This window comes from Glaesserella australis, assembly GCF_003260095.1.
Lineage (GTDB): Bacteria > Pseudomonadota > Gammaproteobacteria > Enterobacterales > Pasteurellaceae > Glaesserella > Glaesserella australis.
This window is the reverse complement of the sequence record NZ_PTPX01000013.1, coordinates 61998-86553: the sequence shown is the minus strand read 5'-3', so window position 1 is coordinate 86553 and position 24556 is coordinate 61998. Positions and strand designations below refer to the sequence as shown.

Below are 24556 nucleotides of genomic sequence, written 5' to 3'. Positions count from 1 at the left end.
AAGTTCCATTATTACCACACGAGTGGGGAAGATACAGTCTGTTCTCCGACAGTGTTACGGTAACGTATTCCCACAAATAAAAGGAATAACCCACTGCATACCTTTTGGTTAGAGCCAATAACTACCGTAGGCTCTTCAAATCTAACGAAGTTTATCAACTGTTCACTTTACATTTATCTTTCCACTCAACCTAGCCACTCAACATTATGTAGTTTAATGCTTTCTTATTGTCTTCTCACGATTTCAATAACCCTTGCGGGGTGTACATTGTCAGGAAGCTCTGTACACTACCGTTGCCAGTAATGCACTATCCCTAGGTTACTGCTAGTTACATAACAGGTTACACTCATCAATGTTGTTGTACTGCCTATATCTTCAACGCTATTGATTGTAACAATGGTAATAACAGCTTACGCATACTTACTAAGTTGTAATAAATAAGCCCTTACTGTTGCTTTAAAACTTAGCTTTTGTCATTAAGAATAACATTGTAAATCGACCACTTTTCATTAGATAGATCAAACCTATGCTACTGTATGTAGACATTCTGTCTATTTATCACATAGCGAAGTAAGATGAGTCAATGAAAGTTTAGGTAAATTTGAACCGAACAACAGCCGTGCTGTTACCGCAAGCCATTCACGGGTGGTTATTATTCTCAAACCACAATGGGTGCTTCCTATTCGGAACGTCCCTTTGTTAAGATAAGTCGTAAAGGATACATTCAATCATAAGAAATTCCACTTTCTTATGGTCGGTTTTTCTCAGAATGCCGAAAACCTTTGGGATTTTATTTATAGTAGGTTGGATAACTAGTCTTTATGGACGATATGACATTTAGGAACTGACCCAAGCCACTCTACATAATGCAGGAGACTAACGGTAGTCATATCTTTCGATAACGGGTCTTGCTTTCTTACTCTTCTTAGCTTCTGACGAGAGAAATTAAGTACATCAGAGTGCAGACCATACCTTATTACCGCATAAAGTTGGACATTATCTTTCCCAACTTAGAACCAAGTCTTGAGCAACGCTCCGTTCTTGGTCTGCCTACCCATCAAGCTCACAGAGCTATCAGAATAGTCGAAAGCAAGTGGTACGAAGACCACTTGCTTTCAACAATAACCCCTTGATATATAAGGAGTTATTGCCATAAGCACGACAACTTGTCGCACTATTTGATGATTTTCGCTACAACGCCCGCACCTACAGTACGACCACCTTCACGAATCGCGAAACGAAGACCTTCGTCCATTGCGATAGGGTGAATTAAGCTAACAGTCATTTTGATGTTATCGCCAGGCATAACCATTTCTACGCCTTCTGGTAACTCAATAGTACCAGTTACGTCAGTAGTACGGAAGTAGAACTGTGGACGGTAGCCTTTGAAGAATGGAGTATGACGACCACCTTCTTCTTTTGATAATACGTAAACTTCTGATTCGAAGTCAGTGTGTGGAGTAATTGAACCTGGTTTAGCAAGAACTTGACCACGTTCGATTTCTTCACGTTTAGTACCACGTAATAATGCACCAACGTTTTCACCAGCACGACCTTCGTCTAATAATTTACGGAACATTTCAACACCAGTTACAGTTGTTTTAGTCGTTGCTTTGATACCAACGATTTCAACTTCTTCACCTGATTTGATGATACCACGCTCAACACGGCCTGTTACTACAGTACCACGACCAGAGATTGAGAATACGTCTTCGATTGGTAATAGGAATGGTTTATCAATCGCACGCTCTGGCTCTGGGATGTAGTTGTCTAAGTGACCTGCTAATTCAAGGATTTTCTCTTCCCACTCTGGTACGCCGTTTAATGCTTGTAATGCAGAACCACGAACGATTGGCGTGTCATCACCTGGGAAGTCGTATTGTGAAAGAAGTTCACGAACTTCCATCTCAACTAATTCTAATAACTCTTCGTCGTCAACCATGTCGCATTTGTTTAAGAATACGATGATGTATGGAACACCAACTTGGCGACCTAAAAGGATATGCTCACGAGTTTGTGGCATAGGACCGTCAGTTGCAGCAACAACTAAGATAGCGCCGTCCATTTGAGCAGCACCAGTAATCATGTTTTTAACATAGTCCGCGTGTCCTGGGCAGTCAACGTGAGCATAGTGACGTGATTCAGTGTTATATTCAACGTGTGAAGTATTGATGGTAATACCACGCGCTTTTTCTTCAGGTGCGTTGTCGATTTGGTCGAACGCACGAGCAGCACCACCGAATTTTTTCGCAAGAACGGTAGTGATAGCTGCAGTTAAGGTTGTTTTACCGTGGTCAACGTGACCGATAGTACCTACGTTTACGTGGACTTTATCGCCACGATTAAATTGTTCTTTAGCCATTGTAAAGTTTCCTTTGTTGATGAAATCCCATAGCACACAATGTGCCACAGGGTTTTAAATTAAAACCTATGTATTATACAACTATTTATTACATTTATGAACACTTCTAGACCTCTAGATTTAAAATGTTCACATAAGCAAATAAGGTCAATGATATTTTATCACATTAACCGAATATAAAAATCATTAATTAATCTGGAAAAGAAGAAGATAGAATAGGAATAAGTGGTGCTGATAGGCGGATTTGAACCGCCGACCTCACCCTTACCAAGGGTGCGCTCTACCAACTGAGCTATATCAGCGCTTGGAGCGGGCAGCGGGAATCGAACCCGCATCATTAGCTTGGAAGGCTAAGGTAATAGCCATTATACGATGCCCGCTGTTCTAAATTCGTCTGTCCCATCAGGATTCAATTAAAGAAATGGTGGAGGGAGAAGGATTCGAACCTTCGAAGGCTGAGCCAACAGATTTACAGTCTGCCCCCTTTGGCCGCTCGGGAATCCCTCCACGATAATTGAATACTTGTTTACTCTGAGCTAGAATGGTGCCGACTACCGGAATCGAACTGGTGACCTACTGATTACAAGTCAGTTGCTCTACCTACTGAGCTAAGTCGGCGTTGCGTCGTAAGCAAGTGATGCGCATTATAGGGATTTCAAAAAACCTTGCAAGCATTTTTTTCAAAAAAATTAAAAATTAGGTTTTTTCGACGACAAAATACGCAAAATGCTGATTTTTTAGATGTTTTTATCGATTTTCATTAGATAACTGCCCAATAGAAGCCATTTATATTGTATATTTCACACTATGAGAGCCGTATCAATGGGCACTTTTGATATATAAATGAATAAAAAATAGAGAATTTGGCAATGAGCCTGACAAAACCTACAAAAATTACGCCTTTTTTGAAATTTGATAGAACACAATGGGCAGAGCTTCGTAAAGCAGTACCATTAAAGCTTACAGAACAAGATTTAAAACCTTTATTGGGCTTTAATGAAGAACTTTCGTTAGAAGAAGTCAGTACTATTTATCTTCCACTGGCACGTTTGATCAACTATTACATTGATGAAAATCTCAAACGACAAGAAGTGCTACATAAATTCTTAGATGTGGAAGCACCTAAAGTGCCTTATATTATTAGCTTAACGGGCAGTGTTTCAGTAGGAAAAAGTACTTCAGCGCGTATTTTGCAAGCATTATTATCAGAATGGCCAGAAAAACGTAAAGTTGATCTCATTACAACGGACGGTTTTTTATATCCATTAAAAACACTCCAAGAGCGTAATTTGATGAAAAAGAAAGGATTTCCTGAATCCTATGATATTCATCGTTTAATTGAATTTGTATCCGATATTAAATCAGGCAAACGTCATGTCAAAGCACCGATTTACTCTCATCTGACTTATGACATCATTCCTGATAAATTTAACGAAGTTGATCAGCCTGACATCGTCATTTTAGAAGGGCTGAATATGTTACAAAGTGGAATGAATTATCCGCACAGTCCACACAGCGTTTTTGTTTCCGACTTTGTGGATTTTTCGATTTATGTTGATGCGGAAGAAACGTTACTCAAAGAGTGGTATATCCACCGCTTTTTAAAGTTCCGCCGTAGTGCATTTACGAACCCAGATTCTTATTTCCATCACTATTCTAAATTAACGGAAGAGGAAGCCATTCAAACAGCTAGCACAATTTGGGACGAAATCAACGGGTTAAATTTGCGTCAAAATATTTTACCTAGCCGTGAACGTGCGAATTTAATTTTAGTGAAAGGTGAAGATCACGCCATCGAAACTGTAAAACTTCGAAAATAGTTATGAGCGGTTTTCAATTTAAACAATTTTTTATTGCACACGATCGCTGTGCAATGAAAGTCAATACCGATGGTATTTTGCTTGGTGCCTTGGTGGATATAAACCATGCTCACAATATTCTTGATCTTGGTACAGGCACAGGCTTGATTGCTATTATGTTGGCACAACGTGCTGACTATGCCCAAATTACTGCTCTCGAACTTGAGCAAAATGCCTTCCAACAAGCCAATGAAAATGCTCTGCATTGTCCTTGGTTTGAACGAATTGAAATGATACAAGCGGATGTTTTGCAGTGGAAATCTGCAAAATGTTACGATTTGATTGTCTCAAACCCACCTTATTTTGAGCATAGCCTTGCTAGTCGCAATGCAGAGCGAGATCTTGCAAGAAGCGCGACATCAAGCCATTTCGCTTGGTTAATACAAGCAAAAAATTGGCTCAGTGAGAAAGGAAAAATCTGTTTTATCCTACCGTTTGAAAGTGGGGAAAAGCTCGTGTCTCAAGCGGAACAAATAGGACTTTACTGTATTGAACATTGGAAGATCAAAACGAAGCCAACGAGTTCTTACAAGCGGTCTGTTTTGACCTTTTCTTTGCAAAAACAACAAACTCAAGAAAAAACATTGATGATTTATAACGAACATCATCAATACAGCGATGAATTTAAGCAACTCACGAAAGATTTTTATCTTTACTTTTAAATGAAAAACGGACACCGAAGTGTCCGTATATGCTTTATCAATTTGCCTATTCAGCAATTTCATCAGCTAAATCCAACAACTCTGGCGATAGCACAATTCCCGTCAGATCCGCATAAACATAATCTTCAGGTAAGAAAGTTACTCCGCCGAAATTGACTGGCGTATCAACTTCGCCAATGGTTGAATCTTCTGCACCAACAGGAATCGGGGCAAGGGCTTGAATACCAATGTCAAGACTTTCAAGTACATCTAATTGACGCACCGCACCATTGACGATAATCCCTTCCCAGCCGTTATCGACAGCAAGTTGAGCTAATTCCGCATCAATTAATGCTCGACGCACCGCTCCACCACCATCGACTAGCAATACCCGTCCTTGACCTTCTTCTTCCAACACTTCCGCAATTAAGCCATTGCTTTCAAAGCATTTTACCGTGGTGATTTTGCCGTAGAACGATGAGCGTCCGCCAAAACTAGAAAAAATTGGCTCGACCACATCGACTTGATCGGAATAAATATCACAAAGTTCAGAAGTATCAATACGCATAATCTGCTCCTATTTTTAAATTTGTTGGCAAGAGTATAACCCTTTGCAAAAGTTTGTTCAAATCTAACCGCTTGTCGTATCTGCTTTGTGCTCCCGATGAATCCGCCACAACATTCGTGCATCAATGTTTGATGAAGAAATCATCGTTAGAAAAACCGCTGCCCCGAAGTAAAACGCCGCTTCGCCTACGGAAAAGCTGATAATCTGCCCACGCTCTACAAGCGACATCATTAGTGCCAACACAAACAGATCGAGCATTGACCAGCGTCCGACAAAGTGAACATAGTGCAATAGCTTCATCTGCCAGTGAATAGGGTGTTTCCAACGGTAGTGAATGGCTAACAGTAGATAGAAAATCACGGCGACCTTGCTAAACGGCACGGCGATACTGGCGATAAAAATAATGGCGGCGATCAGATAACTGCCCATTTCCATAAAGAGAAACACACCGCCGATCAGCGAGTCGGCGGACGTTGAACCAGCAAACTCCGTTGATGAAATCGGCAAGAGATTAGCAGGAATCATCATCACCACCCCAGCAATCAGCGTTGCCCACACTCGTTGTAATTTCGTGCTGTCAGATACATCCAAATTGCTTTCGCAACGGGGGCAACGATGTCGCCCTTTTTTATCGACAATGTTTTCGTCAAAAGTATATTCGCAACTCGGGCAAAGTGTCGGTTGGCAAGGGTGATCGACAGGCAAGCTGTGATATTCAGGGTAGAACCGCTCCCACCAACGTTTTGGGTCGATTTTGATAAAAAGTAACGTGGTCAAAATAGCGGTCATTATGAATGCGGTGATGTAGTAATCGAACTCCAGTTTGGCATACTCTCGCACCTTAAACGCCGCCACAGCGATTGCCACCAAATAGACATCTAACATCACCCACTGTTTCGCTTTGCTCAATAAAATCAAAGTGTAACGGGGGCGATGATGAATAAGGCGTTGCACGAAAATCAACAACACCAAGCCAGCAAAGGCAAAAGGCATTACCACCGAACAGAGCAAAATCATAAAGGCAGTGTAAGGGAAGCCTTCCGTTGCCATTTTCCACACACCGCCCCAAACTGACGCATAAATCGGCACGCCGAGCAGGTCGATATTCATCAACGGTAGCCACAAGCCAAAGGGCAGTAAAATCAAAATCGATAAGGCGATAATGGCACAGCGGTGCAAGCTCCAACGGCTCCCCGATTGCAACACTTCATCACAATTCGGGCAACAAGCGGTCTGATTAGGCAAATTTTTTGCCACTTCGACTAGGCTGTCGCACTCAAGGCATCGCTGTAAATAAATCTCGTCTTTTTTCATTTGGCTCTATTTGGCTAATCGTTTGGCAACAGGGGCAAAACTTTTGCGGTGAAACGGCGTTGCTCCGAACTGTTCCAACTTCTCAAAATGTAGCTTGGTTGGATAGCCTTTATGTTGAGCAAAGGCATATTCAGGGTACTGTTTGTCTAGCTCTAGCATTTCTTGATCTCGGGCGACTTTTGCCAAAATGGACGCCGCACTGATTTCCGCCACCAAACTATCGCCTTTCACCACCGCTTGTGCTGGCATTGGCAAGGTTGGGATACGATTACCGTCCACCAACACAAAATCAGGCTGAACCGCCAGCCCTGCCACTGCCCGTTGCATTGCCAACATCGTGGCGTGCAAGATGTTCAGCTCATCAATTTCATCAGGCTCGGCACGCCCCAACGACCAACATAACGCTTTGGCTTTGATCTCTTCCGCAAGGGCAAGACGGCGTTTTTCCGACAGCTTTTTTGAGTCCGCCAGACCGTCAATTTTGTTATTCGGATCAAGGATCACCGCCGCCGTTACCACCGCCCCGACCAAAGGCCCACGCCCGACTTCATCAACCCCTGCGATAAGCGTTGCATTAGGATATTCAAACATCAATTCTCTTCCAAACGATAAGGTAAATCGAACAGCTGTAGGGCAATCTCGCCCACGCGGAAGTTGGCTTCAGGCTCTAACTCTTTGTTCAGCACCACCTGCAACCACAACTGCTGTTGATACGGTTGCACCGCCAAAATCGTCCCTGTACTTTTCCAGTTGTCGCCCAACTGCATCTCAATACTTGATGCAACTTCAGGCAGAGCCACATCGCCGTCTATCTTGCCGACAAAGGTAAACATCGCCCTTTTGTTCGCCCCACGATATTTCGCCCGAGCCACCGTTTCCTGCCCGATGTAACAACCTTTGGTAAACGAAATCGCCTTATCTAACAACTGCAAATTGGTCGCCTGCGGAATAAGCTCAAACTGGTTCGCCTTAAACAGCAACGGCACACCCTGCTGAATATCAATCAGATCCCACAAACTGCTCTCGCCATTGGTTTGTACCGCCACATCACCCCAAAAGATCGTCCGTTTCGGATCTTCATCAATGCAACAAGCGGTAACTTGATCGCCAAAATTTGCCACTAACTCACAGCTTGTCGTGCCGTAAAGTTGGGTATCAAGTTCGGTAAAAGTGACTTTGGAAAAGACCGCATATTTTTTCAGTTGCACTAAGGCTTCAGGCAACAGATCTTGTTGAATAATAACGAAAAACTGCTCCGCCCCAGCCCGATACAAACGGAACAAGGCACTCATTTTCCCTTTCGGATCGCAATGGCAAGTAATGGTTTGCTCACCTTCCGCAAGTTTAGCCACATCACAGGTCAGCTGCCCCTGCAAATACTTCTCCGCGTCCACACCTGCCACTTCAATTAAACGATATTGGGTTAAAGCCACACAGAGATCAGGCTGTTGATGTGTTACTTTTTGACATTCACATTTCATCTTTTTATCTCAAAATAGGTTGGAATGGGCGGATCATACACGATTTGTGGGGTGGGATAAATGAGTTTGAAAAAGGAACAAGTTACTCATTTACACCTTCAAACACTCTACCAACGCTTTAAACAGCGGTGAGTTTTGGCGACGGTTGGGGTAGTAAAGGTGATGACCTTCGTAGCTGATCGCCCATTCGTTTAAAACTTCCATTAACTCGCCACGAGCAAGCTGTTCTGCTACGCGATCTTGGGCGATCCAAATCAAGCCGAAACCTGATGTACAGGCTTTTTGATAAAGGCTGGCGTTATTCACCACAAGGCGACCTTGTGGGCTGAATTTGATGGTTTTTTGCGTTTCGGGCGAGCGAAATTCCCACGCAATCACACTTTCGGTGTTCGGCGTTTTTAGGCAAATACATTGATGTTGCTTGAGATCGTCAAGGATTTGCGGCGTGCCGTGTTGCGACAAATAATCGGGCGTTGCATATTCTCTAACATTCTTTTTATCCTATTATTGAATTTTATTCACAAGCCTATTAAAAATTCCCTAGCTAATCACAACAATCTTATTCTCATTTTGGAAGTTAATTTCCAATTTTAACATAATTAACCTAAATTGGAAATTAACTTCCATTTATGCTAAATTATCTCTAATTTAGAACTCAACTTCCAATTGTTATGATTTCCCGTGACCAATATCTCCAACAGCTTATTCAATTCAAAGACACCGATTTTATCAAAGTAATTACTGGCGTACGCCGCTGTGGCAAGTCTGTGTTGCTGATGCAATATCGGGACTATCTGCGGACGCAAGGCGTTGATGCAGAACGCATCATTTATATCAATTTTGAAAGTTTTGAATATCAATGGGTGAAAAATGCTGATGATTTTCAGCAACTGATTACTCAGATTTTGCCGAACACAAAAGAAAAAATCTATTTTCTGATTGATGAAATTCAATTTGTGGATGGCTGGCAAAAAACACTCAATGCGGTGCGTGTCAGTTTTAATACAGACATTGTTATTACAGGCTCGAACGCCAATCTGCTTTCGGGCGAACTGGCAACGCTATTGAGCGGGCGTTATGTTGAAATTAAGCTGTATCCACTTTCTTTTAAGGAATTTCTGCAAGCCAAAAACATCGAACCGCAATCACGCTTGGTTGATCAGGCATATATTGAATATGAAAAATATGGTGCTTTTCCAAGTGTTGTGCTTTCTGATGAAATGTTAAAAGACACGATTTTATCGGGCATTTTTGATTCGATTGTACTAAATGATATTGCCTATCGGGCAGGCGTGAAAGACACGCAAACGCTCAAGAGTGTGATTACGTTTTTAGCGGATAATGTTGGGCAGTTGGCGAATCCGAACAAAATTAGTAATACGCTTTCATCGGAACGTATGCCGACTACCAACCATACCATCAATAAATATTTGGAACTGCTGGAAAATGCATTCTTATTTTATAAGGCAAAACAATATGATATTCGTGGTAAAGGCTATCTGAAAACCAACGCTAAATATTTTATTGTAGATAATGGTTTACGTCGCTATGCTGTGGGTAAAAAAGACGCAAATTATTCTAATCGATTAGAAAATATTGTGTTTGTAGAATTACTTCGCCGTGGTTATACCGTTGATGTGGGTAAATTAGACAGCAAAGAAATTGACTTTATCGCCCGCAAAGCCGATGAAATTTTGTATGTACAAGTGGCGTATGATATACCCAATAACACACACGAAACCGATAATTTATTAAATATTAAGGACAATTACCGCAAGATTCTGATTACAGGACGTTACCAGCCAGAAAAAGAAATTGATGGCATGCCTGTGGTTTATGTGGTGGATTGGTTGGTGGGGGAATGTTGATGGGATTGGGTATTTACATGTGGGGAAGCTTTTGTTAGAGAATGTGTAGAATATAAATTTTGGCATAGTAAATAAATTTGGGGTAAAAAAATGAAATTACAGGCATTACGTCTTTCAAATTTCCATAGTTTCGGTAATGAACCAACTGAATTGAAATTAGATGAAATAACTTATTTAATCGGTCCCAATGGCTCTGGGAAAACAGCAATTTTACAGGCTCTTTGCCGTTTGTTTGCTTTTGATCAATCATTACGTCGAATTAAACGTTCTGATTTTCATATACCACAAAATGAATCAGAGATTCCTGAACAGCGAAAATTAATCATTGAAGCTGATTTTAATTTTCCTGAAACATTAAATGATTTAGATAATGCAACTGTTGCTCCATTCTTTAATCATATGCGGTTAAGTTCATCAAGTGGTCTTCCTATTGTGAGATTTCGCCTTACCGCAACTATGGATTTCACAGGTGAGATAGAAGAAACGTTTGAATATGTATTAGAGCCAGATTCACAGGGAAACGAGATTACTAAACTCGTTCCTAGAGCTGATAGAAATCAGATTCAAGTTCATTACTTACCAGCCCAAAGGGATCCGCTAGATCATATTGCATATAATGCCAATGCTCTTTTAGGTCGTTTGCTGAGAGCGGTTAATTGGGAAAATGAGAGAAAAAATATTAATGAATTGACCGAACAAATCAACAATACGCTAGAAAGTAATTCATCAATCAAAAATATCAGCGAAAAATTAAAACAAAGTTGGGAAAATTTGCACAAGGGAAGCTATTTTAAAGAGCCTAAAATTTCTTTTGCGCACTCTGAAATTGAAAATATTTTACGGCATATGTCAGTTTCGTTTACCCCTGGGCATGATGAAAATTTAGTAGATTTCTCACGTTTGAGTGATGGGCAAAAATCTATGCTCTATTTGTCATTAGTCTTGGCTTCGCAATCAATTAGCCATTCTGTTTTGAGTAATGGTAATAATTCTTTTGATATTGCAAAATTGCGCCCTCCTATATTTACCATTATTGCTTTAGAAGAACCTGAAAATAGCTTATCACCACATTATTTAGGGCGTATCGTTAATGCCTTAAAAACAGCAACTGAACATCAAGATGCTCAAGCCTTAATAGCAACACACGCACCGTCAATGTTGCGTAGAGTTTTTCCCGAACATATTCGTTATTTGCGTTTGAACTCAAGTCGAACATCGTCAGTGAAACATATTCAGTTGCCTGAAGAATCAGATGAAGCCTACAAATTTGTACGGGAAGCTGTTCAAGCTTTTCCTGAAATTTATTTCTCTCGAATGGTTGTATTAGGTGAAGGCGATAGTGAAGAAATTGTTTTACCAAGAATTTTTAATGCTAAAGGTATTCCAGTTGATGAATCAGCGATTACGATCGCACCTTTAGGTGGACGACATGTAAACCATTTTTGGCGATTACTATCTCAGTTAGAAATTCCTTATGTTACTTTATTGGATTTAGATGTCGGTAGATTTGGTGGAGGTTGGGGCAGAATTAAATACGCGAATGACAAGTTAGCTGAATTTTCACCAGACAAAACTCTTCCTGAAAATTATGGGATTCATGATTGGAACAATGATCAACACCTTATAGGAAAATATTTACATTATCTATCTGAATTAGAACAAAGAGATGTTTTTTATTCCTATCCAATGGATTTGGATTTCTCAATGCTTAAAGCCTATCCATCTCAATTTGAGTTAAAAGAGACAGAAGAATTGCCTGATGAAAAGTTAATCGTTTCTGTTTTGGGTAAAAATCATCATAAACCTGAACAATATAGTGAAAACGAGCAGAAACTTTTTGCCAGCTACCATAATTTATTCAAGGTAGGCAGTAAACCAGTAAATCATCTTCAAGCTCTTGCAAATTTAACTGATGAGGAATTATTGCGAGATATGCCTGAGGAATTATCTCGTCTTGCTGATAGCGTTAAAGCGAAATTACAGGAGATTCCTGAATGATTCCAGTAAAACAATGGCAGCCTGCAGATGGCTTGATTTTAGAACCTAATGCTATGAAAGCTGTTTTGGAGCAAGAGAAGTGCCTTGCTCTTACAGCTGGACCCGGAGCAGGGAAAACTGAAATGTTAGCGCAAAGAGCGGATTTTTTATTTCGTACAGGTACTTGCCGTTATCCTAAAAGAATTCTTGCTATTTCATTTAAGGTTGATGCCAGTACAAATTTAAAAGAGCGTGTCAAACGAAGATGTGGTAATGAATTAGCATCACGTTTTGATAGTTATACTTTCCATGCTTTTGCTAAACGCATTATTGATAAATTTAGGGTGGTATTAACAGGTCAAAATGCTTTGAAGTCGGGATATACCATAGGAGAACAACGAATTACAGGGGAGAAAATTACTTTTAATGAGTTAGTTCCTTTGGCGATTAAGATTTTGAAAAATTCAGAAATTGCTCGTAATGCTATTCGCCAAACCTATTCGGATGTATTTTTAGATGAATTTCAGGATTGCACAGATCTTCAATATGAATTAATTAAATTAGCATTTCAAGGCACTAATGCAAGATTAACCGCAGTGGGTGATACCAAACAGAAGATTATGGCTTGGGCGGGAGCGTTGGATGGTATCTTCCAAACATTTGCTCAAGATTTTTCAGCTGTGCCATTAAATATGTATCGCAATTTCCGATCTAAACCCGTTCTACTTAGATTGCAGAATAAAATTATACAAAGAATGGATCCCGATTCTGTTATGTCCGATGAACAGCTGATTGGTGATGAGGGAGAGATAATTCCTTGTGAATATAACAATAGCTCTGAGGAAGCAGGAGAGATAGCTGATTTTATTCAGAAATGGTCAAATGAAGAGAATCTGCCATTATCCGAAATTGCAATTTTAATTTCAAAGCAAGCTGATTTATATGGTCAGCTTATTATGAAAGAATTGGATAAAAGGCAAATTCCTTATCGAAATGAACAGCAGTTACAAGATATTTCTGCTGAACCAATCGCTAAACTAATAGTTGATTATCTGCTTTGTTTATATGGAAAAAATGAAGCTAATGCTTGGATTCGTTTGGAAGAACAACTTATGCCCTTTGTTGATGATGAAGAACTAGAATTTAGCCAGCGTCTTTATTTCCAAGATTTTTTTAGTGAACAACAAAGAAAAGTCAAACAAGCGATACAGAGTGGAAATAAATATTCAGATTGGTGGGAAAGAGTCAAAGAGTTCTTAAAAAAGATAAGCCTTGAAGCTATTGTCGCATTATCACCAGAATATGAATCTAAACAGAGGTTAAGAGAACTTATCTGTGAAACAAACAAGCATATTAATGAATTACTAAAAAAAGAACCCGATCTAGTAAAGGCATTGAGATATTTTTCTGATGATCAAGCCGTTAGGATTTTGACAATTCATAAAAGTAAGGGGCTAGAATTTCATACTGTTATCTTATTAGCAGTGGAACAAGAAACTTTTTGGGGAAAAGCTGATGAGGAAAGATGTGCCTTTTTTGTTGGAGTGTCTCGTGCTAAACAGCGACTTTTAATAACATATTCTCAACAAAGGGAGAAACCTGAAGGAGATGCTAAACAATGGCGGGTAAATAAAACAAGACATGAGGAATATTGGGAGTATTTTAAAAATTAATAAGCTATTTTGAACTTCTGCATATATGCTGTCTGAAACTTCCAGACGGCATTCCACTCTCTTGTATATTAAAAATCGAGTAAACTAGCAACATAAAGTTCAACGTTATCCACAGCTTGAGCGTCCCTTGTATAAACTGTCATCGCTGACGGTGGACGAGCAGACACTAGAATAAAAGGCACGCCTTGCGCTAACACATTTTTAATTGCAAATTCTGTTTTGGGGGATATTTTGTGATCGCTTGTGATGAGCGTACCATCAATATCACTAAAAATAGCTTTGTATTGAGTTTGCATAGTTAGGCTCCTGATTAAGACGTTAATAATAGATAATATGCCATTTATAAAATGTGTTGCAATAAAAAAGCGACTTAGTTATCTAAGTCGCTTCAAAAGGTTAAAACATTTTATTCTTTTGTTTTTTCTGGTCTATGGAATAGCGTAAATGCAATAAACGCAAAGCCTAAGAAGCAAGATGCAATTAACGCATAGAAACCGCCGTCCCAGCCATACACATCCACTAATTTACCCATTACCCAACCTGCACTTGCAGAGCCAAGTAAGTAGCCAAATAAACCTGTTAAACCTGTTGCAGTACCTGTTGCAACGCGTGGCACTAAATCTGCTGCTTGTAAACCAATCATCATTACAGGACCGTAGATTAAGAAACCAATCGCCACTAAGCAGATGTTATCGACCAATGGGTTACCTGCTGGGTTTTTCCAGTAAACGATGATCGCAATTAATACCCCAACTAGGAATAATAACATTGGTGGTGCACGGTGACCTTTGAAAACTTTGTCACTTAAGTAACCGCTTGCAAGCATACCGAAGATACCTGCATATTCATAAAGGAAGTATGCCCAGCTTTGTTTATCTACGGTAAAGTGTTTGACTTCTTTTAAGTAAGTCGGTGCCCAGTCGATGATGCCGTAGCGAATGAAGTAGACAAACACGTTCGCAATCGCAATCGCCCATAGGAATTTGTTGTTAATGATATATTTGTAGAAAATATCTTTAGAAGAAAGAGTATGTGCAGATTCGACTTTCTCTAAGACTTTCTCGCCTTTCCATTCATCAACAGGTGGTAAACCTTGTGATTCAGGCGTATCACGCATCAAATAAAATACCACAAATGCTAATACAATCGCGATAAGTGCTGGTAAATAGAAAAGAGATTGCCACACACCGAAAATAGACAAGCCTAAAATCGCTAATGGACCAATTAATCCACCACCTAAGTTGTGGGAAACGTTCCACCAGCTCCACCACGCACCACGTTCAGAGCGAGAGAACCAGTTGGTCATTGTTTTCGCACCTGGTGGATATCCCATCCCTTGGAACCAACCGTTAAGGGCTGCTAGTAAGATCATTAATGGAATAGAAGAGAGAACGCCTGGTACTAAACCAAAGATCAAGCTAATAATTGCTGAGCCTAATAGCCCGATAGTAATAAAATATTTCGGATTTGAGCGATCTGAAACATTTCCCATAATAAATTTACTAAATCCATAAGCAAGAGATAATGCCACAGCAACAGTCCCTAAATCTGCTTTACTAAATCCGTATTCATCAATTAAATAAGGAATAGCAAGAGAAAAGTTCTTACGAATCAAATAGTAAGCGGCGTAGCCAATAAATACGCCGGCAAAAACTTGCCAACGTAATTTACGATATTCTGCATCTGTACGAGAACTTTCAATTCTCGGTGCAGGCGCAGATGCTTTTAAAAAAGAAAACATATAAGCTCCTTTATAACTTTTGTGATTTTAAAATTTTCGTTTTCAAACATTTAATGTTCTAATTAAATTATTTACCAAAATATCTTTACATAACAAATGAGATTTGTAAGTTTTATGATCTAAATCTAACTTTTTTAGCGCATTTGTTTATTAAAAGAGCTACTTATATAATGCAATCGTTTACTTAAATTTAATAATTGAAACAATAATCTCAAAAAAATAGGGAAATCTCACCGCTTGTGATTGACTAACCAAGGTGAACAGATACAATCATGCCATTTCTAAATTTTAGATAATAAAGGACAGTCTAATGAACTTATACAACATCAAACACCCTGAAGAACAAGTGAGTTTTGCCCAAGGCGTTCGCCAAGGGTTAGGCAAAGATCAGGGCTTATTTTTCCCTGAAGTATTGCCGAAATTTGACGATATTGACGCTTTGTTAGCTTTACCGCTCGTTGAACGTAGCCAAAAAATCTTATCGGCGATTATCGGTGATGAGTTACCGCAGGAAACCTTAAATGCGATGGTGAAAAATGCCTTTACCTTCCCAGCACCTTTGGCGAAAGTGAATGATGATATTTATGCGTTAGAACTGTTCCATGGTCCAACCTTGGCGTTTAAAGACTTCGGCGGTCGTTTTATGGCACAAGCGTTAAGTGCGGTGCGTGGTGAAGATAAAATTACCATTTTAACGGCGACATCGGGTGATACAGGGGCGGCGGTGGCTCACGCTTTCTATGGTTTAGAGAATATCAATGTGGTGATCCTTTACCCGAAAGGCAAAATCAGCCCACTGCAGGAAAAATTATTCTGTACCCTTGGCGGTAACATTCGCACGGTGGCGATTGAGTCAGATTTTGATGCCTGCCAAGCATTAGTCAAACAAGCCTTTGATGATGTTGAACTGCGTCAAGCTATCGGCTTAAACTCAGCAAACTCCATAAATATCAGCCGTTTACTTGCACAAGTTTGCTACTATTTTGAAGCCGTGGCACAGTTACCAAAAGAGAAACGTCGTGATGTGGTGGTTTCTGTACCAAGCGGTAACTTCGGTAACTTAACTGCTGGCTTAATTGCGAAAACCTTAGGCTTGCCGATTAAACGTTTTATCGCTTCAACCAACGCCAACGACACTGTGCCACGCTATCTTAAATCAGGTAAATGGGAACCAAATGCTACGGTTGCAACCCTTTCAAACGCAATGGACGTAAGTCGCCCGAACAACTGGCCACGTGTTGAAGAACTCTTTAAACGCAACGGTTGGAACTTGGCGGATTTAGGTTCAGATGCCTTAAATGATGAGCAAACAGAAACCGCATTAAAAGCACAATATGCGGAAGGCTATTTGTGTGAACCACACGGGGCGATTGCTTACCAAGTGTTAAAAGATCAGCTTCAAGCAGGCGAAACAGGGATTTTCCTCTGCACCGCTCACCCAGCGAAATTCAAAGAGAGCGTTGAGCATATTTTAGACATTGAGTTACCATTGCCTGAAGCGTTAGATAAACACAATAAGATGGAGTTATTGTCGGATACCATGGCGGCGGATTTTTCACTGTTAAAAGCTTATTTATTAAAATAATTCTAATCAGTTAGTGTAATTTTGAAGAAAAAAATGCTAGGAGTACATCCTAGCATTTTTGTTAGTTAGTAAGTTTCTCTGTCTCTAAGTAAATGTACATTCCCTTTGCGGCGTAAAAAGCCTGAACGGTCGAAATATTCGATCAGTTGCACGGTGACTTTGCGTCCATATTGGATTTCATCTCGCAGTTGGTTTACGGAAATCTCGCCGTGTTGTTCAATAAAGTCTTTGATTAATTGGGCAAATTCGGTGATCTGTTCGTGGAGCAAAAAGCGATCTTTGACAATCGGCACTAAATAGCCCAACTTGCCTGCTTTATAAAGCAAGTTTCGCATTTCGGTTTCATCAATGGAAAGCTCTGACGCAATATCTCGTACCCATAAGGCTTGATTGGTCCGCTCAAATAGCGGTCGGATTTCTGCCCAAAGTTGCAATTCGGCATCGGTAAACTCAATACGGTGCGTTGGGGTGTGGATCCAGCCTCGTGTTTGAGCGAGCTGACGTGTACTGATTAAATCATCAATTAACGCATACGCCAAAAGTTCGGACAGCTCCAACACGGCGATGCGGTGCAAACGGGCTTTGGTGACGCCAAGTTGATCGCTGTATTGTTGGTGATACTCTTCCAGTTTTGCGACAATTTTCTGTTGCACATTCTGTTTAAAGGCTTGATTAAACAGGTAATTTGAATTGAGATAGAAATTTTGCTGTTGAGCAAAGCTTTCTAAATTCCACAAAAAGATCTGCTCCGCCCAAAGTAACTGGGTGAGATTGACCGCTTTATGTTGCAGATAAAAGGCAATTCGCTCTGGATACTGTTTCAGCTGTGCCAGTGTCGCAAGGTAATTTAGACGCTCATCGCTCCGCTTGTAACGTTTTGGTGAGTGGATTTCAATCACTTCAGCACCAGCAAGGGTTTGGCTATCATCACCACTACGAATAATCAATTTATCTTGTAACGCAATATGCAATGGCGTATCCAAAATCAGCTCGGCTATCGCCTGTTCATCGGCATTGCATTGTGAACAACTCAACAAATTGAGCTTCGCCGTGATATGACTAGCAAAATGGTAGAGATGCACGGCGTTGTTCTCTTTCAAGGCTTGAGCGGCGGTCAGACGTACGGTAATGCGGTCGCTGGCAAATTGCGGTTCAAGCTGACTGATCCAGTCGCCCCGTTGCACTTGCTCTTTCTCCACATTGGCGATGTTCAGGGCTAAACGTTGCCCTGCCAGCCCGATTTGCGATGGGTGATTTTGAGCGTGAATGTTTTTTATGCGGACTTTCTGACCGCTTGAGAGATAAAATTCATCGCCGATTTGCACCCTACCAGCAACGGCAGTGCCTGTTACCACCAAGCCCGCCCCTTTGACGTTAAACACTCGGTCAATGGCATAGCGGAACGGTTTTTCCGTCAGTTCGCTTTGCTGATTAAGGCGGATTAAATGCTGTTTTAACACCTCAATGCCCTCACCTGTGTGAGCCGATGTGATGAAAAAATCAGCGGTAGCAAGGGACAAATAACGCTGTTTAAGCTGTTCAATCACCTTTTCGATTTGGTTTTCATCAACCCGATCTGCTTTGGTGATCACCACCATAATCTGTTTGAAATTCAATAACTTAAGAATGGCAAGATGTTCTTCCGTTTGTGGCTTAATTCCTTCTTCCGCCGAAACTACCAGCAAAGCGTGTTGAATACCGCCAAGCCCTGCAAGCATATTGGATAAGAATTTTTGATGACCCGGCACATCAATAAAGCCCAAAATATCATTCTCTATCGGCAAATAAGCGTAGCCGAGATCGATAGTCAGCCCCCGTTTTTTTTCCTCTGGCAAATGTGCCGTGTGAGTGCCTGTGAGAGCCTGTAAAAGTGATGTTTTGCCGTGATCGACGTGTCCTGCGGTGACGATGATCATAGTGTCTCCAACATAAAAATAAGGTTATTAAACTCCGCCACTGATCTCATATCTAGCCACATTTTTTGTTGAGCCAAACGGCAGATAATCGGGCAAGGGAAGTGTTTGAATTTGCGTTCTAAGTCGAGTAAATCGCTCTGTTTTTCGGCGGAAATAGTGACAGCAACAGACGGGATTTTTTCCGTTGGTAATGCTCCGCTGCCGATTTGGGCTTCGCTCGGTTCAATTTGCAATGTATAGCGTTGATCTAACCGCTTGCTCAATGTGGTTTTTAAGCGTTCTGCCTTGTGTTGCAAGCTATCAAGGGATTGAGTGAGCAAATGCAAAGTTGGCAACTCGGCGGTTAGGCGATCAGGGAAAAGGTAGTGGCGTAGGGTTGCTTCTAGGGCGGATAAAATCACTTTATCACAACGTAATACACGTTTGAGTGGGTGCTGTTGGAGTTGGTCGATAAAGGCTTTTTTGCCTACAATGATGCCTGCTTGTGGACCGCCGAGCAGTTTGTCGCACGAAAAGGAAACAAGATCAACCCCTGATGCGACTTTTTGTTGCACCATTGGCTCTTTAGGCAAGCCAAGTGCTTGCATATCGGTCAGTGAGCCACTGCCTAAGTCGCTGATAACAGGCAAGTTGAACGCTTTGCCTAACTCCACCAACTCTTCTTCGCTCACGTTTGATGTAAAGCCTTGAATTTGGTAGTTACTGGTGTGAACTTTCATTAAAAAGGCAGTATTTTCGTTGATTGCGTTGCGATAATCTTTTAAATGGGTGCGATTGGTCGTGCCAACTTCCACCAGCTTACAGCCAGCTTGAGCCATAATATCGGGAATGCGGAAAGCCCCGCCGATCTCAATTAATTCGCCACGAGAGATAATCACCTCCTTACCTTGAGCAAAGGTCGCCAACATCAGTAGCACTGCTGCAGCATTATTATTCACCACACAGGCAGCTTCAGCCCCCGTGAGCTGTTGCAGTAGTTCAGAAATGTAGAGATCTCGGTGGCTACGCTTACCTGCGTCAATATCAAACTCAAGGGCAACGTTATTTCGCATTGCGTTAGTCGCCGCGGTGATCGCCTGTTCCGACCACAAACCACGTCCTAAATTGGTATGCAACACCGTACCAGTCAGGTTAAACACCCGTTTCATCTGCACTTGAGCCAGCTGTTGCAAGCGGTCGGTTAGTTCATCAAAAATACCATTTTCGGTCTGCAAAAAATCGGGTAAAGCTTGATGTTGTTGAATATGTTGGCGAGCTTGTTCAATTAGCAAACGAGCTTGAGCCACCACTGTTTGATGTCCAAATTGAGCTGTTAGATCAATGCCTTGTGCTGTTTTCAGCACTTTATCAACGGCAGGAATGGAGCGAAATAACGATTGCATAGTAGAAATCCATCAGAAATTTTGCACAATTCTAATAAATTCAGTAGAATATCGCCACTTTTTCGGAGGTGTGTCGTATCCGGTGATGCGGCAGGACTTCAAATCCTGTTAAGGACGCCAGCGTTCTTGGGTGGGTTCAACTCCCATACGCCTCCGCCAATCTTTTATCACTTCAAATTTTCCCCTGAAATTTGCAAAACTTTTCATAAATCTGACCGCTTGTCGTGTGCATTTTTCTGCGGTTTACTTTTTCTATGCTATAATTCGCCACTTTTTGATAGGTGGAAATCAAGTATGACAATGAATCTTACACAGTTTTTAACAGAAACATTAGAAGGGCTGAAAGCCCAAGATATTCAAGCGATTGATGTACGTGGAAAATCAACCATTACCGATACGATGATTGTATGTACTGGAACATCAACTCGCCATGTGGCATCAACAGCAGATAATTTAATTCAAGAGAGCAAAAAAGCAGGCGTAGAAGTGTTTGCTCACGAAGGTAAAGCCGTTGCAGACTGGATTGTCGTGGATTTTGGGCAAGCGATTGTGCATATCTTGCAACAAGATAGCCGTGAAATGTATCAACTTGAGAAACTTTGGGTTTAAATGAAAATTCAGTTAGTGGCAGTGGGAACCAAAATGCCTGATTGGGTCACAAAAGGATTTGAGGAATATCAACGCCGTTTCCCTAAAGATATGCCGTTTGAGCTTGTTGAAATCCCCGCGGGTAAACGGGGCAAAAATGCTGATATTAAGCGTATTTTAGAGCAAGAAGGTAAGGCAATGTTAGCGGCTTGTGGTAAAGGGAAAATTGTTACCCTTGATATTCCTGGTAAACAATGGACAACAGAACAGCTCGCTCAGCAATTAGAAAGTTGGAAAAATGATGGGCGTGATGTCTGTTTATTGATTGGTGGACCAGAAGGGCTTTCACCTGAATGTAAAGCAGCTGCAGAGCAAAGTTGGTCGCTTTCGCCTTTGACGTTACCACATCCCTTAGTGCGAGTTGTGGTTGCAGAAAGTCTTTATCGAGCATGGTCGCTGACAACAAATCATCCTTATCATCGAGAATAATGACGCATGATTGGTAAATTAGGCAAACTCACAAAGCCAAAACATTATGAAAAAGTACGGAATGGGCAAGCAGAATTAAATCTGTTTGTTCGTCGTGCTGTTGTGGCTTTTATTGGCGTGCTTGTTTTAACTGGCGTATTGCTCACCAATCTTTATCATCTGCAAATTGTAGAATACGATTCTTATCAAACACGTTCAAATGGAAATCGGATTAAATTATTACCAGTTCCACCAACGCGAGGCGTTATTTACGATCGTAATGGCAACGTTTTGGCTGAAAATTTAACCTATTTTGGCTTGTATATTGTCCCTGAGAAAGTTGATAACCTTGACCAAACATTAGAAGAATTAAAACAGCTCATTGGGCTGAGTGACGAAGATATTGAGAATTTCCGTAAAGAGAAAAAACGAGCATCTCGTTATACGCCGATTCTATTAAAACCAGATTTAACGGAAGAACAAATGGCACGCTTTGCTGTGAATCAATACCGTTTTCCGAGTATGGACGTACATCCGTATTTTAAGCGTAATTACCCTTATGGCGAAGTCATGACTCACATTTTAGGTTATGTGGCGAAAATCAATGATAAAGATAAAAAACGCTTAGAAGACGCAGGAAAATACGGAAATTATGCGGGTACTTCGGATATCGGGAAATTAGGTATTGAGAAGTTTTATGAAGAACAGCTGCACGGTGTTACAGGATTTGAAGAAGTTGAAATTAATAACCGTGGAAAAGTGATTCGTAAATTACGAGATCAGGCGGCTATTCCTGGGGGAAGTATTCGTCTAACGATAGATATCGAACTTCAGCGTTTTGTGGCTAGTTTACTAGGTAATCAAAAAGGTGCTGTGGTGGTGATGGATCCTAAAGATAGTAGCATCTTAGCCATGGTAACTACGCCAAGTTATGACAATAACTTGTTTGTCGATGGTATTTCAGGCAAAGATTATAAGCAGTTATTAGAAGATCCTGATCGTCCATTGTATAGCCGAGCTACTCAAGGAACTTACCCGCCAGCCTCAACAATTAAACCTTTTATGGCAGTGGCAGGATTGACTGAAGGCAAAATTACACCAAGTACAACAATTTTTGACCCGGGCTTCTGGATTTTACCTGGTTCTACACAACGCTTCCGTGACTGGAAAAAAAGTGGGCATGGTAGAACGGATGTGAATAAAGCCATCGTTGAATCATCAGATACGTTCTTTTATCAACTTGCCTACGATATGGGCATAGATAACATGTCGGATTGGATGAAGAAATTCGGATTTGGTGTTAAAACAGGCATTGATTTAGCGGAAGAGTCCGTTGGAATTATGCCAAGCCGTGAATGGAAGCAGAAGCGCTATAAAAAACCTTGGTTACAAGGCGATACTATCTCTGTAGGCATCGGACAAGGCTATTGGATTTCGACACCATTGCAACTAGCAAAAGCAACAGCTGTCTTAATTAATAATGGTAAGGTTAATACGCCACATTTGATGAAAGAAGTCATGTCCACAGATATTACACCTTATAAAGATCCGTTGCTTTATGAAGATATTTCAGATGTGCCGAGTCGCTATTGGCAAATTGCTAAGCTAGGCATGTATAACGTAATTAATGCCCATAATGGAACAGGGCGTAAAGCTTTTGCTGGAGCAGCTTATCGAGCTGCAGGTAAAACAGGAACAGCTCAAGTTTTTAGCTTAAATGGACAAAATTATAATGCCAAAGGTCTGAAAAAAGATTTACATGACCACGGCTGGTTTATTGGCTATGCGCCTTATGATAATCCAAAAGTGATTGTTTCAATCATTTTAGAAAATGCAGGGGGTGGTGGCAGTACAGCAGCTCCAGCAGCAAGAAAAATTATGGACTATGCATTATTACATTTAGCAGCTCCTGATAATTTGCAAAATATAGCACCTAAGGCACCGCTTGCAACAGGTGCAGTAGAGGAATTACGTGAATAAATCATCATTTTTAGGGCGATTTTGGAAAATTTTCGCATTAGATATTTGGCTATTGATTGGCTTATTTGCGATCACTGGCTATGGTCTACTTGTTTTGTATAGTGCAAGTGGTGCTAGCGAGCGTATGTTTACCAATCGAGTTATTCAGGTTTGTCTAGGTTTGGGCGTAATGTTTGCTATGGCAATGTTTCCCCCTAGATTTTATGAAAAAGTAGCACCTTACTTATACATCGTTTGTATTATTTTATTAGTGTTAGTTGATCTTGTCGGTGAAACAAGTAAAGGTGCACAACGTTGGCTTAATCTTGGATTTATACGTTTTCAGCCTTCTGAAATTGCTAAATTATCTGTGCCATTAATGGTTGCTGCCTATTTAGGTAAACGTGCACTTCCTCCTGATTTCAGAGATACAGCGATTGCATTGGCGATGATTATTGTGCCTACATTATTAGTAGCCGCTCAGCCAGATTTAGGTACTTCTATCTTAGTGTGTGCTGCAGGTATCTTTGTTTTATTTCTAGCGGGGTTAAGCTGGAAACTTATTGGCGCTGGAGTAGTCTTTTTAGCAGGATTTATTCCCATCATGTGGTTTTATTTAATGCATGATTACCAAAAAACCCGTGTAATGACGCTAATTGATCCTGAAAAAGACCCGCTTGGTGCAGGTTACCATATTATTCAATCTAAAATAGCCATTGGCTCTGGCGGTATTGAAGGAAAAGGCTGGATGGAAGGGACACAGTCTCAATTAGAATTTTTACCTGAACCTCATACAGATTTTATCTTTGCTGTATTAAGTGAAGAACATGGCATGATTGGCGTTCTGATTTTATTAGCGATTTATCTATTTATTATTGCTCGTGGTTTAATTATCGGTGCAAAATCAGGTACAGCATTTGGACGAATTTTATCCGGTGGAACAGCATTGCTTTTCTTCGTTTATGTGTTTGTAAATATTGGTATGGTAAGTGGTATTTTACCTGTGGTAGGTGTGCCATTACCACTCTTTAGCTATGGGGGTACATCTTATGTTACCCTGATGGCTGCTTTCGGATTGATGATGTCGAGCTATGTTCATCGTGAACGTCGGGATCAAAATAATCCTTATACTAAATTATAGTCTTGTCAGATTATCTTGATAAAGAGGAATTAC

General features: G+C 40.7%; 19 protein-coding genes, 5 tRNA genes and 1 pseudogene. 11 read left to right on the top strand and 14 right to left on the bottom strand.

The window, feature by feature from the left end; translation table 11 throughout:
* Nucleotides 1-1174: 1174 nt before the first annotated feature.
* The 5 genes from tuf to C5N92_RS06265 form a co-directional block, all read right to left on the bottom strand.
* A complete protein-coding gene (gene tuf, locus C5N92_RS06285) occupies nt 1175-2362 on the bottom strand; it encodes an elongation factor Tu (protein ID WP_111749996.1) in 1188 nt (395 codons plus the stop codon).
* Between the two features lie 226 nt (nt 2363-2588).
* A tRNA-Thr gene (locus C5N92_RS06280) sits at nt 2589-2664 on the bottom strand.
* Between the two features lie 3 nt (nt 2665-2667).
* Nucleotides 2668-2742, bottom strand: a tRNA-Gly gene (locus C5N92_RS06275).
* Between the two features lie 42 nt (nt 2743-2784).
* A tRNA-Tyr gene (locus tag C5N92_RS06270) sits at nt 2785-2869 on the bottom strand.
* A 35-nt stretch (nt 2870-2904) separates the two neighbouring features.
* Nucleotides 2905-2980 (bottom strand) — tRNA-Thr (locus C5N92_RS06265).
* Between the two features lie 251 nt (nt 2981-3231).
* On the opposite strand from C5N92_RS06265, the gene coaA reads away from it, so the two are divergent.
* Both coaA and C5N92_RS06255 read left to right on the top strand, forming a co-directional pair.
* Nucleotides 3232-4182 carry a type I pantothenate kinase gene (gene coaA / locus C5N92_RS06260; protein WP_111749995.1) on the top strand — a complete coding sequence of 317 codons (951 nt, stop codon included), beginning with the start codon at nt 3232-3234 and terminating at the stop codon, nt 4180-4182.
* A 2-nt stretch (nt 4183-4184) separates the two neighbouring features.
* Nucleotides 4185-4883: a tRNA1(Val) (adenine(37)-N6)-methyltransferase gene (locus tag C5N92_RS06255; protein WP_111749994.1), complete on the top strand. Its 699-nt coding sequence runs from the start codon at nt 4185-4187 to the stop codon at nt 4881-4883.
* 46 nt (nt 4884-4929) lie between these two features.
* On the opposite strand, the gene rraA is transcribed toward C5N92_RS06255, so the two are convergent.
* The 5 genes and pseudogenes from rraA to C5N92_RS06230 form a co-directional block, all read right to left on the bottom strand.
* The gene (gene rraA, locus C5N92_RS06250) at nt 4930-5430 is read right to left on the bottom strand and encodes a ribonuclease E activity regulator RraA (protein ID WP_111749993.1); all 501 of its coding nucleotides are present in this window, start codon (nt 5428-5430) and stop codon (nt 4930-4932) included.
* A 63-nt stretch (nt 5431-5493) separates the two neighbouring features.
* Nucleotides 5494-6744 carry a paraquat-inducible protein A gene (locus C5N92_RS06245; protein WP_111749992.1) on the bottom strand — a complete coding sequence of 417 codons (1251 nt, stop codon included), beginning with the start codon at nt 6742-6744 and terminating at the stop codon, nt 5494-5496.
* 6 nt (nt 6745-6750) lie between these two features.
* Complete coding sequence (gene rnhB / locus C5N92_RS06240) at nt 6751-7335, bottom strand: ribonuclease HII (protein ID WP_111749991.1); 585 nt, start codon at nt 7333-7335, stop codon at nt 6751-6753.
* Complete coding sequence (gene ygfZ / locus C5N92_RS06235; protein WP_111749990.1) at nt 7335-8225, bottom strand: CAF17-like 4Fe-4S cluster assembly/insertion protein YgfZ; 891 nt, start codon at nt 8223-8225, stop codon at nt 7335-7337. Before ygfZ ends, rnhB begins: the two co-directional genes overlap by 1 nt.
* 90 nt (nt 8226-8315) lie before the next feature.
* Nucleotides 8316-8690, bottom strand: a pseudogene (locus C5N92_RS06230) (LysR substrate-binding domain-containing protein); the annotation flags it as partial.
* A gap of 206 nt (nt 8691-8896) precedes the next feature.
* Here C5N92_RS06230 and C5N92_RS06225 point away from each other — a divergent pair.
* From C5N92_RS06225 to C5N92_RS06215, 3 genes are all read left to right on the top strand, one after another.
* Nucleotides 8897-10093 carry an ATP-binding protein gene (locus C5N92_RS06225; RefSeq protein ID WP_111749988.1) on the top strand — a complete coding sequence of 399 codons (1197 nt, stop codon included), beginning with the start codon at nt 8897-8899 and terminating at the stop codon, nt 10091-10093.
* Nucleotides 10094-10183: 90 nt separating this feature from the next.
* The gene (locus C5N92_RS06220) at nt 10184-12091 is read left to right on the top strand and encodes an ATP-dependent nuclease (RefSeq protein ID WP_111749987.1); all 1908 of its coding nucleotides are present in this window, start codon (nt 10184-10186) and stop codon (nt 12089-12091) included.
* On the top strand, nt 12088-13743 hold the full coding sequence (locus C5N92_RS06215; RefSeq protein ID WP_111749986.1) for a UvrD-helicase domain-containing protein: 1656 nt from the start codon (nt 12088-12090) through the stop codon (nt 13741-13743). The genes C5N92_RS06220 and C5N92_RS06215 overlap by 4 nt, the downstream gene beginning before the upstream one ends.
* Before the next feature lie 68 nt (nt 13744-13811).
* Here C5N92_RS06215 and C5N92_RS06210 read toward each other — a convergent pair whose 3' ends face one another.
* Complete coding sequence (locus tag C5N92_RS06210) at nt 13812-14039, bottom strand: HAD family hydrolase (RefSeq protein ID WP_238138401.1); 228 nt, start codon at nt 14037-14039, stop codon at nt 13812-13814.
* Between the two features lie 110 nt (nt 14040-14149).
* Nucleotides 14150-15484 (bottom strand): phosphoglycerate transporter protein PgtP, encoded by a 1335-nt coding sequence (gene pgtP, locus C5N92_RS06205; RefSeq protein ID WP_111749985.1) that lies wholly within the window; start codon nt 15482-15484, stop codon nt 14150-14152.
* Nucleotides 15485-15794: 310 nt separating this feature from the next.
* Here pgtP and thrC point away from each other — a divergent pair, with 310 nt between their 5' ends.
* Nucleotides 15795-17069 (top strand): threonine synthase, encoded by a 1275-nt coding sequence (gene thrC, locus C5N92_RS06200; protein WP_111749984.1) that lies wholly within the window; start codon nt 15795-15797, stop codon nt 17067-17069.
* A gap of 65 nt (nt 17070-17134) precedes the next feature.
* On the opposite strand, the gene selB is transcribed toward thrC, so the two are convergent.
* Together selB and selA are read right to left on the bottom strand one after the other, a co-directional pair.
* Entirely contained in the window at nt 17135-18985 is a 1851-nt protein-coding gene (selB, locus tag C5N92_RS06195) for a selenocysteine-specific translation elongation factor (protein WP_111749983.1), read from the bottom strand.
* Nucleotides 18982-20367, bottom strand: coding sequence for an L-seryl-tRNA(Sec) selenium transferase (gene selA, locus C5N92_RS06190; protein WP_111749982.1), 1386 nt, complete (start codon nt 20365-20367; stop codon nt 18982-18984). Before selA ends, selB begins: the two co-directional genes overlap by 4 nt.
* 64 nt (nt 20368-20431) lie before the next feature.
* Between selA and C5N92_RS06185 the strand changes: the two genes are divergently transcribed.
* The 5 genes from C5N92_RS06185 to rodA all read left to right on the top strand — a co-directional run bounded on the left by C5N92_RS06185 (nt 20432) and on the right by rodA (nt 24523).
* Nucleotides 20432-20526, top strand: a tRNA-Sec gene (locus tag C5N92_RS06185).
* Between the two features lie 135 nt (nt 20527-20661).
* Complete coding sequence (gene rsfS / locus C5N92_RS06180; RefSeq protein ID WP_111749981.1) at nt 20662-20976, top strand: ribosome silencing factor; 315 nt, start codon at nt 20662-20664, stop codon at nt 20974-20976.
* The gene (rlmH, locus tag C5N92_RS06175; RefSeq protein WP_111749980.1) at nt 20977-21444 is read left to right on the top strand and encodes a 23S rRNA (pseudouridine(1915)-N(3))-methyltransferase RlmH; all 468 of its coding nucleotides are present in this window, start codon (nt 20977-20979) and stop codon (nt 21442-21444) included.
* A gap of 6 nt (nt 21445-21450) precedes the next feature.
* Nucleotides 21451-23403 carry a penicillin-binding protein 2 gene (gene mrdA / locus C5N92_RS06170; RefSeq protein WP_111749979.1) on the top strand — a complete coding sequence of 651 codons (1953 nt, stop codon included), beginning with the start codon at nt 21451-21453 and terminating at the stop codon, nt 23401-23403.
* Nucleotides 23396-24523: a rod shape-determining protein RodA gene (gene rodA, locus C5N92_RS06165; RefSeq protein WP_111749978.1), complete on the top strand. Its 1128-nt coding sequence runs from the start codon at nt 23396-23398 to the stop codon at nt 24521-24523. The genes mrdA and rodA overlap by 8 nt, the downstream gene beginning before the upstream one ends.
* Nucleotides 24524-24556 lie beyond the last annotated feature (33 nt).

Excerpts from the sequence above, each read along its gene's own strand:
- tuf (WP_111749996.1), bottom strand. The coding sequence starts at position 2,362 with ATGGCTAAAGAACAATTTAATCGTGGCGATAAAGTCCACGTAAACGTA.
- coaA (WP_111749995.1), top strand. The coding sequence starts at position 3,232 with ATGAGCCTGACAAAACCTACAAAAATTACGCCTTTTTTGAAATTTGAT.
- C5N92_RS06255 (WP_111749994.1), top strand. The coding sequence starts at position 4,185 with ATGAGCGGTTTTCAATTTAAACAATTTTTTATTGCACACGATCGCTGT.
- rraA (WP_111749993.1), bottom strand. The coding sequence starts at position 5,430 with ATGCGTATTGATACTTCTGAACTTTGTGATATTTATTCCGATCAAGTC.
- C5N92_RS06245 (WP_111749992.1), bottom strand. The coding sequence starts at position 6,744 with ATGAAAAAAGACGAGATTTATTTACAGCGATGCCTTGAGTGCGACAGC.
- rnhB (WP_111749991.1), bottom strand. The coding sequence starts at position 7,335 with ATGTTTGAATATCCTAATGCAACGCTTATCGCAGGGGTTGATGAAGTC.
- ygfZ (WP_111749990.1), bottom strand. The coding sequence starts at position 8,225 with ATGAAATGTGAATGTCAAAAAGTAACACATCAACAGCCTGATCTCTGT.
- C5N92_RS06225 (WP_111749988.1), top strand. The coding sequence starts at position 8,897 with ATGATTTCCCGTGACCAATATCTCCAACAGCTTATTCAATTCAAAGAC.
- C5N92_RS06220 (WP_111749987.1), top strand. The coding sequence starts at position 10,184 with ATGAAATTACAGGCATTACGTCTTTCAAATTTCCATAGTTTCGGTAAT.
- C5N92_RS06215 (WP_111749986.1), top strand. The coding sequence starts at position 12,088 with ATGATTCCAGTAAAACAATGGCAGCCTGCAGATGGCTTGATTTTAGAA.
- C5N92_RS06210 (WP_238138401.1), bottom strand. The coding sequence starts at position 14,039 with ATGCAAACTCAATACAAAGCTATTTTTAGTGATATTGATGGTACGCTC.
- pgtP (WP_111749985.1), bottom strand. The coding sequence starts at position 15,484 with ATGTTTTCTTTTTTAAAAGCATCTGCGCCTGCACCGAGAATTGAAAGT.
- thrC (WP_111749984.1), top strand. The coding sequence starts at position 15,795 with ATGAACTTATACAACATCAAACACCCTGAAGAACAAGTGAGTTTTGCC.
- selB (WP_111749983.1), bottom strand. The coding sequence starts at position 18,985 with ATGATCATCGTCACCGCAGGACACGTCGATCACGGCAAAACATCACTT.
- selA (WP_111749982.1), bottom strand. The coding sequence starts at position 20,367 with ATGCAATCGTTATTTCGCTCCATTCCTGCCGTTGATAAAGTGCTGAAA.
- rsfS (WP_111749981.1), top strand. The coding sequence starts at position 20,662 with ATGACAATGAATCTTACACAGTTTTTAACAGAAACATTAGAAGGGCTG.
- rlmH (WP_111749980.1), top strand. The coding sequence starts at position 20,977 with ATGAAAATTCAGTTAGTGGCAGTGGGAACCAAAATGCCTGATTGGGTC.
- mrdA (WP_111749979.1), top strand. The coding sequence starts at position 21,451 with ATGATTGGTAAATTAGGCAAACTCACAAAGCCAAAACATTATGAAAAA.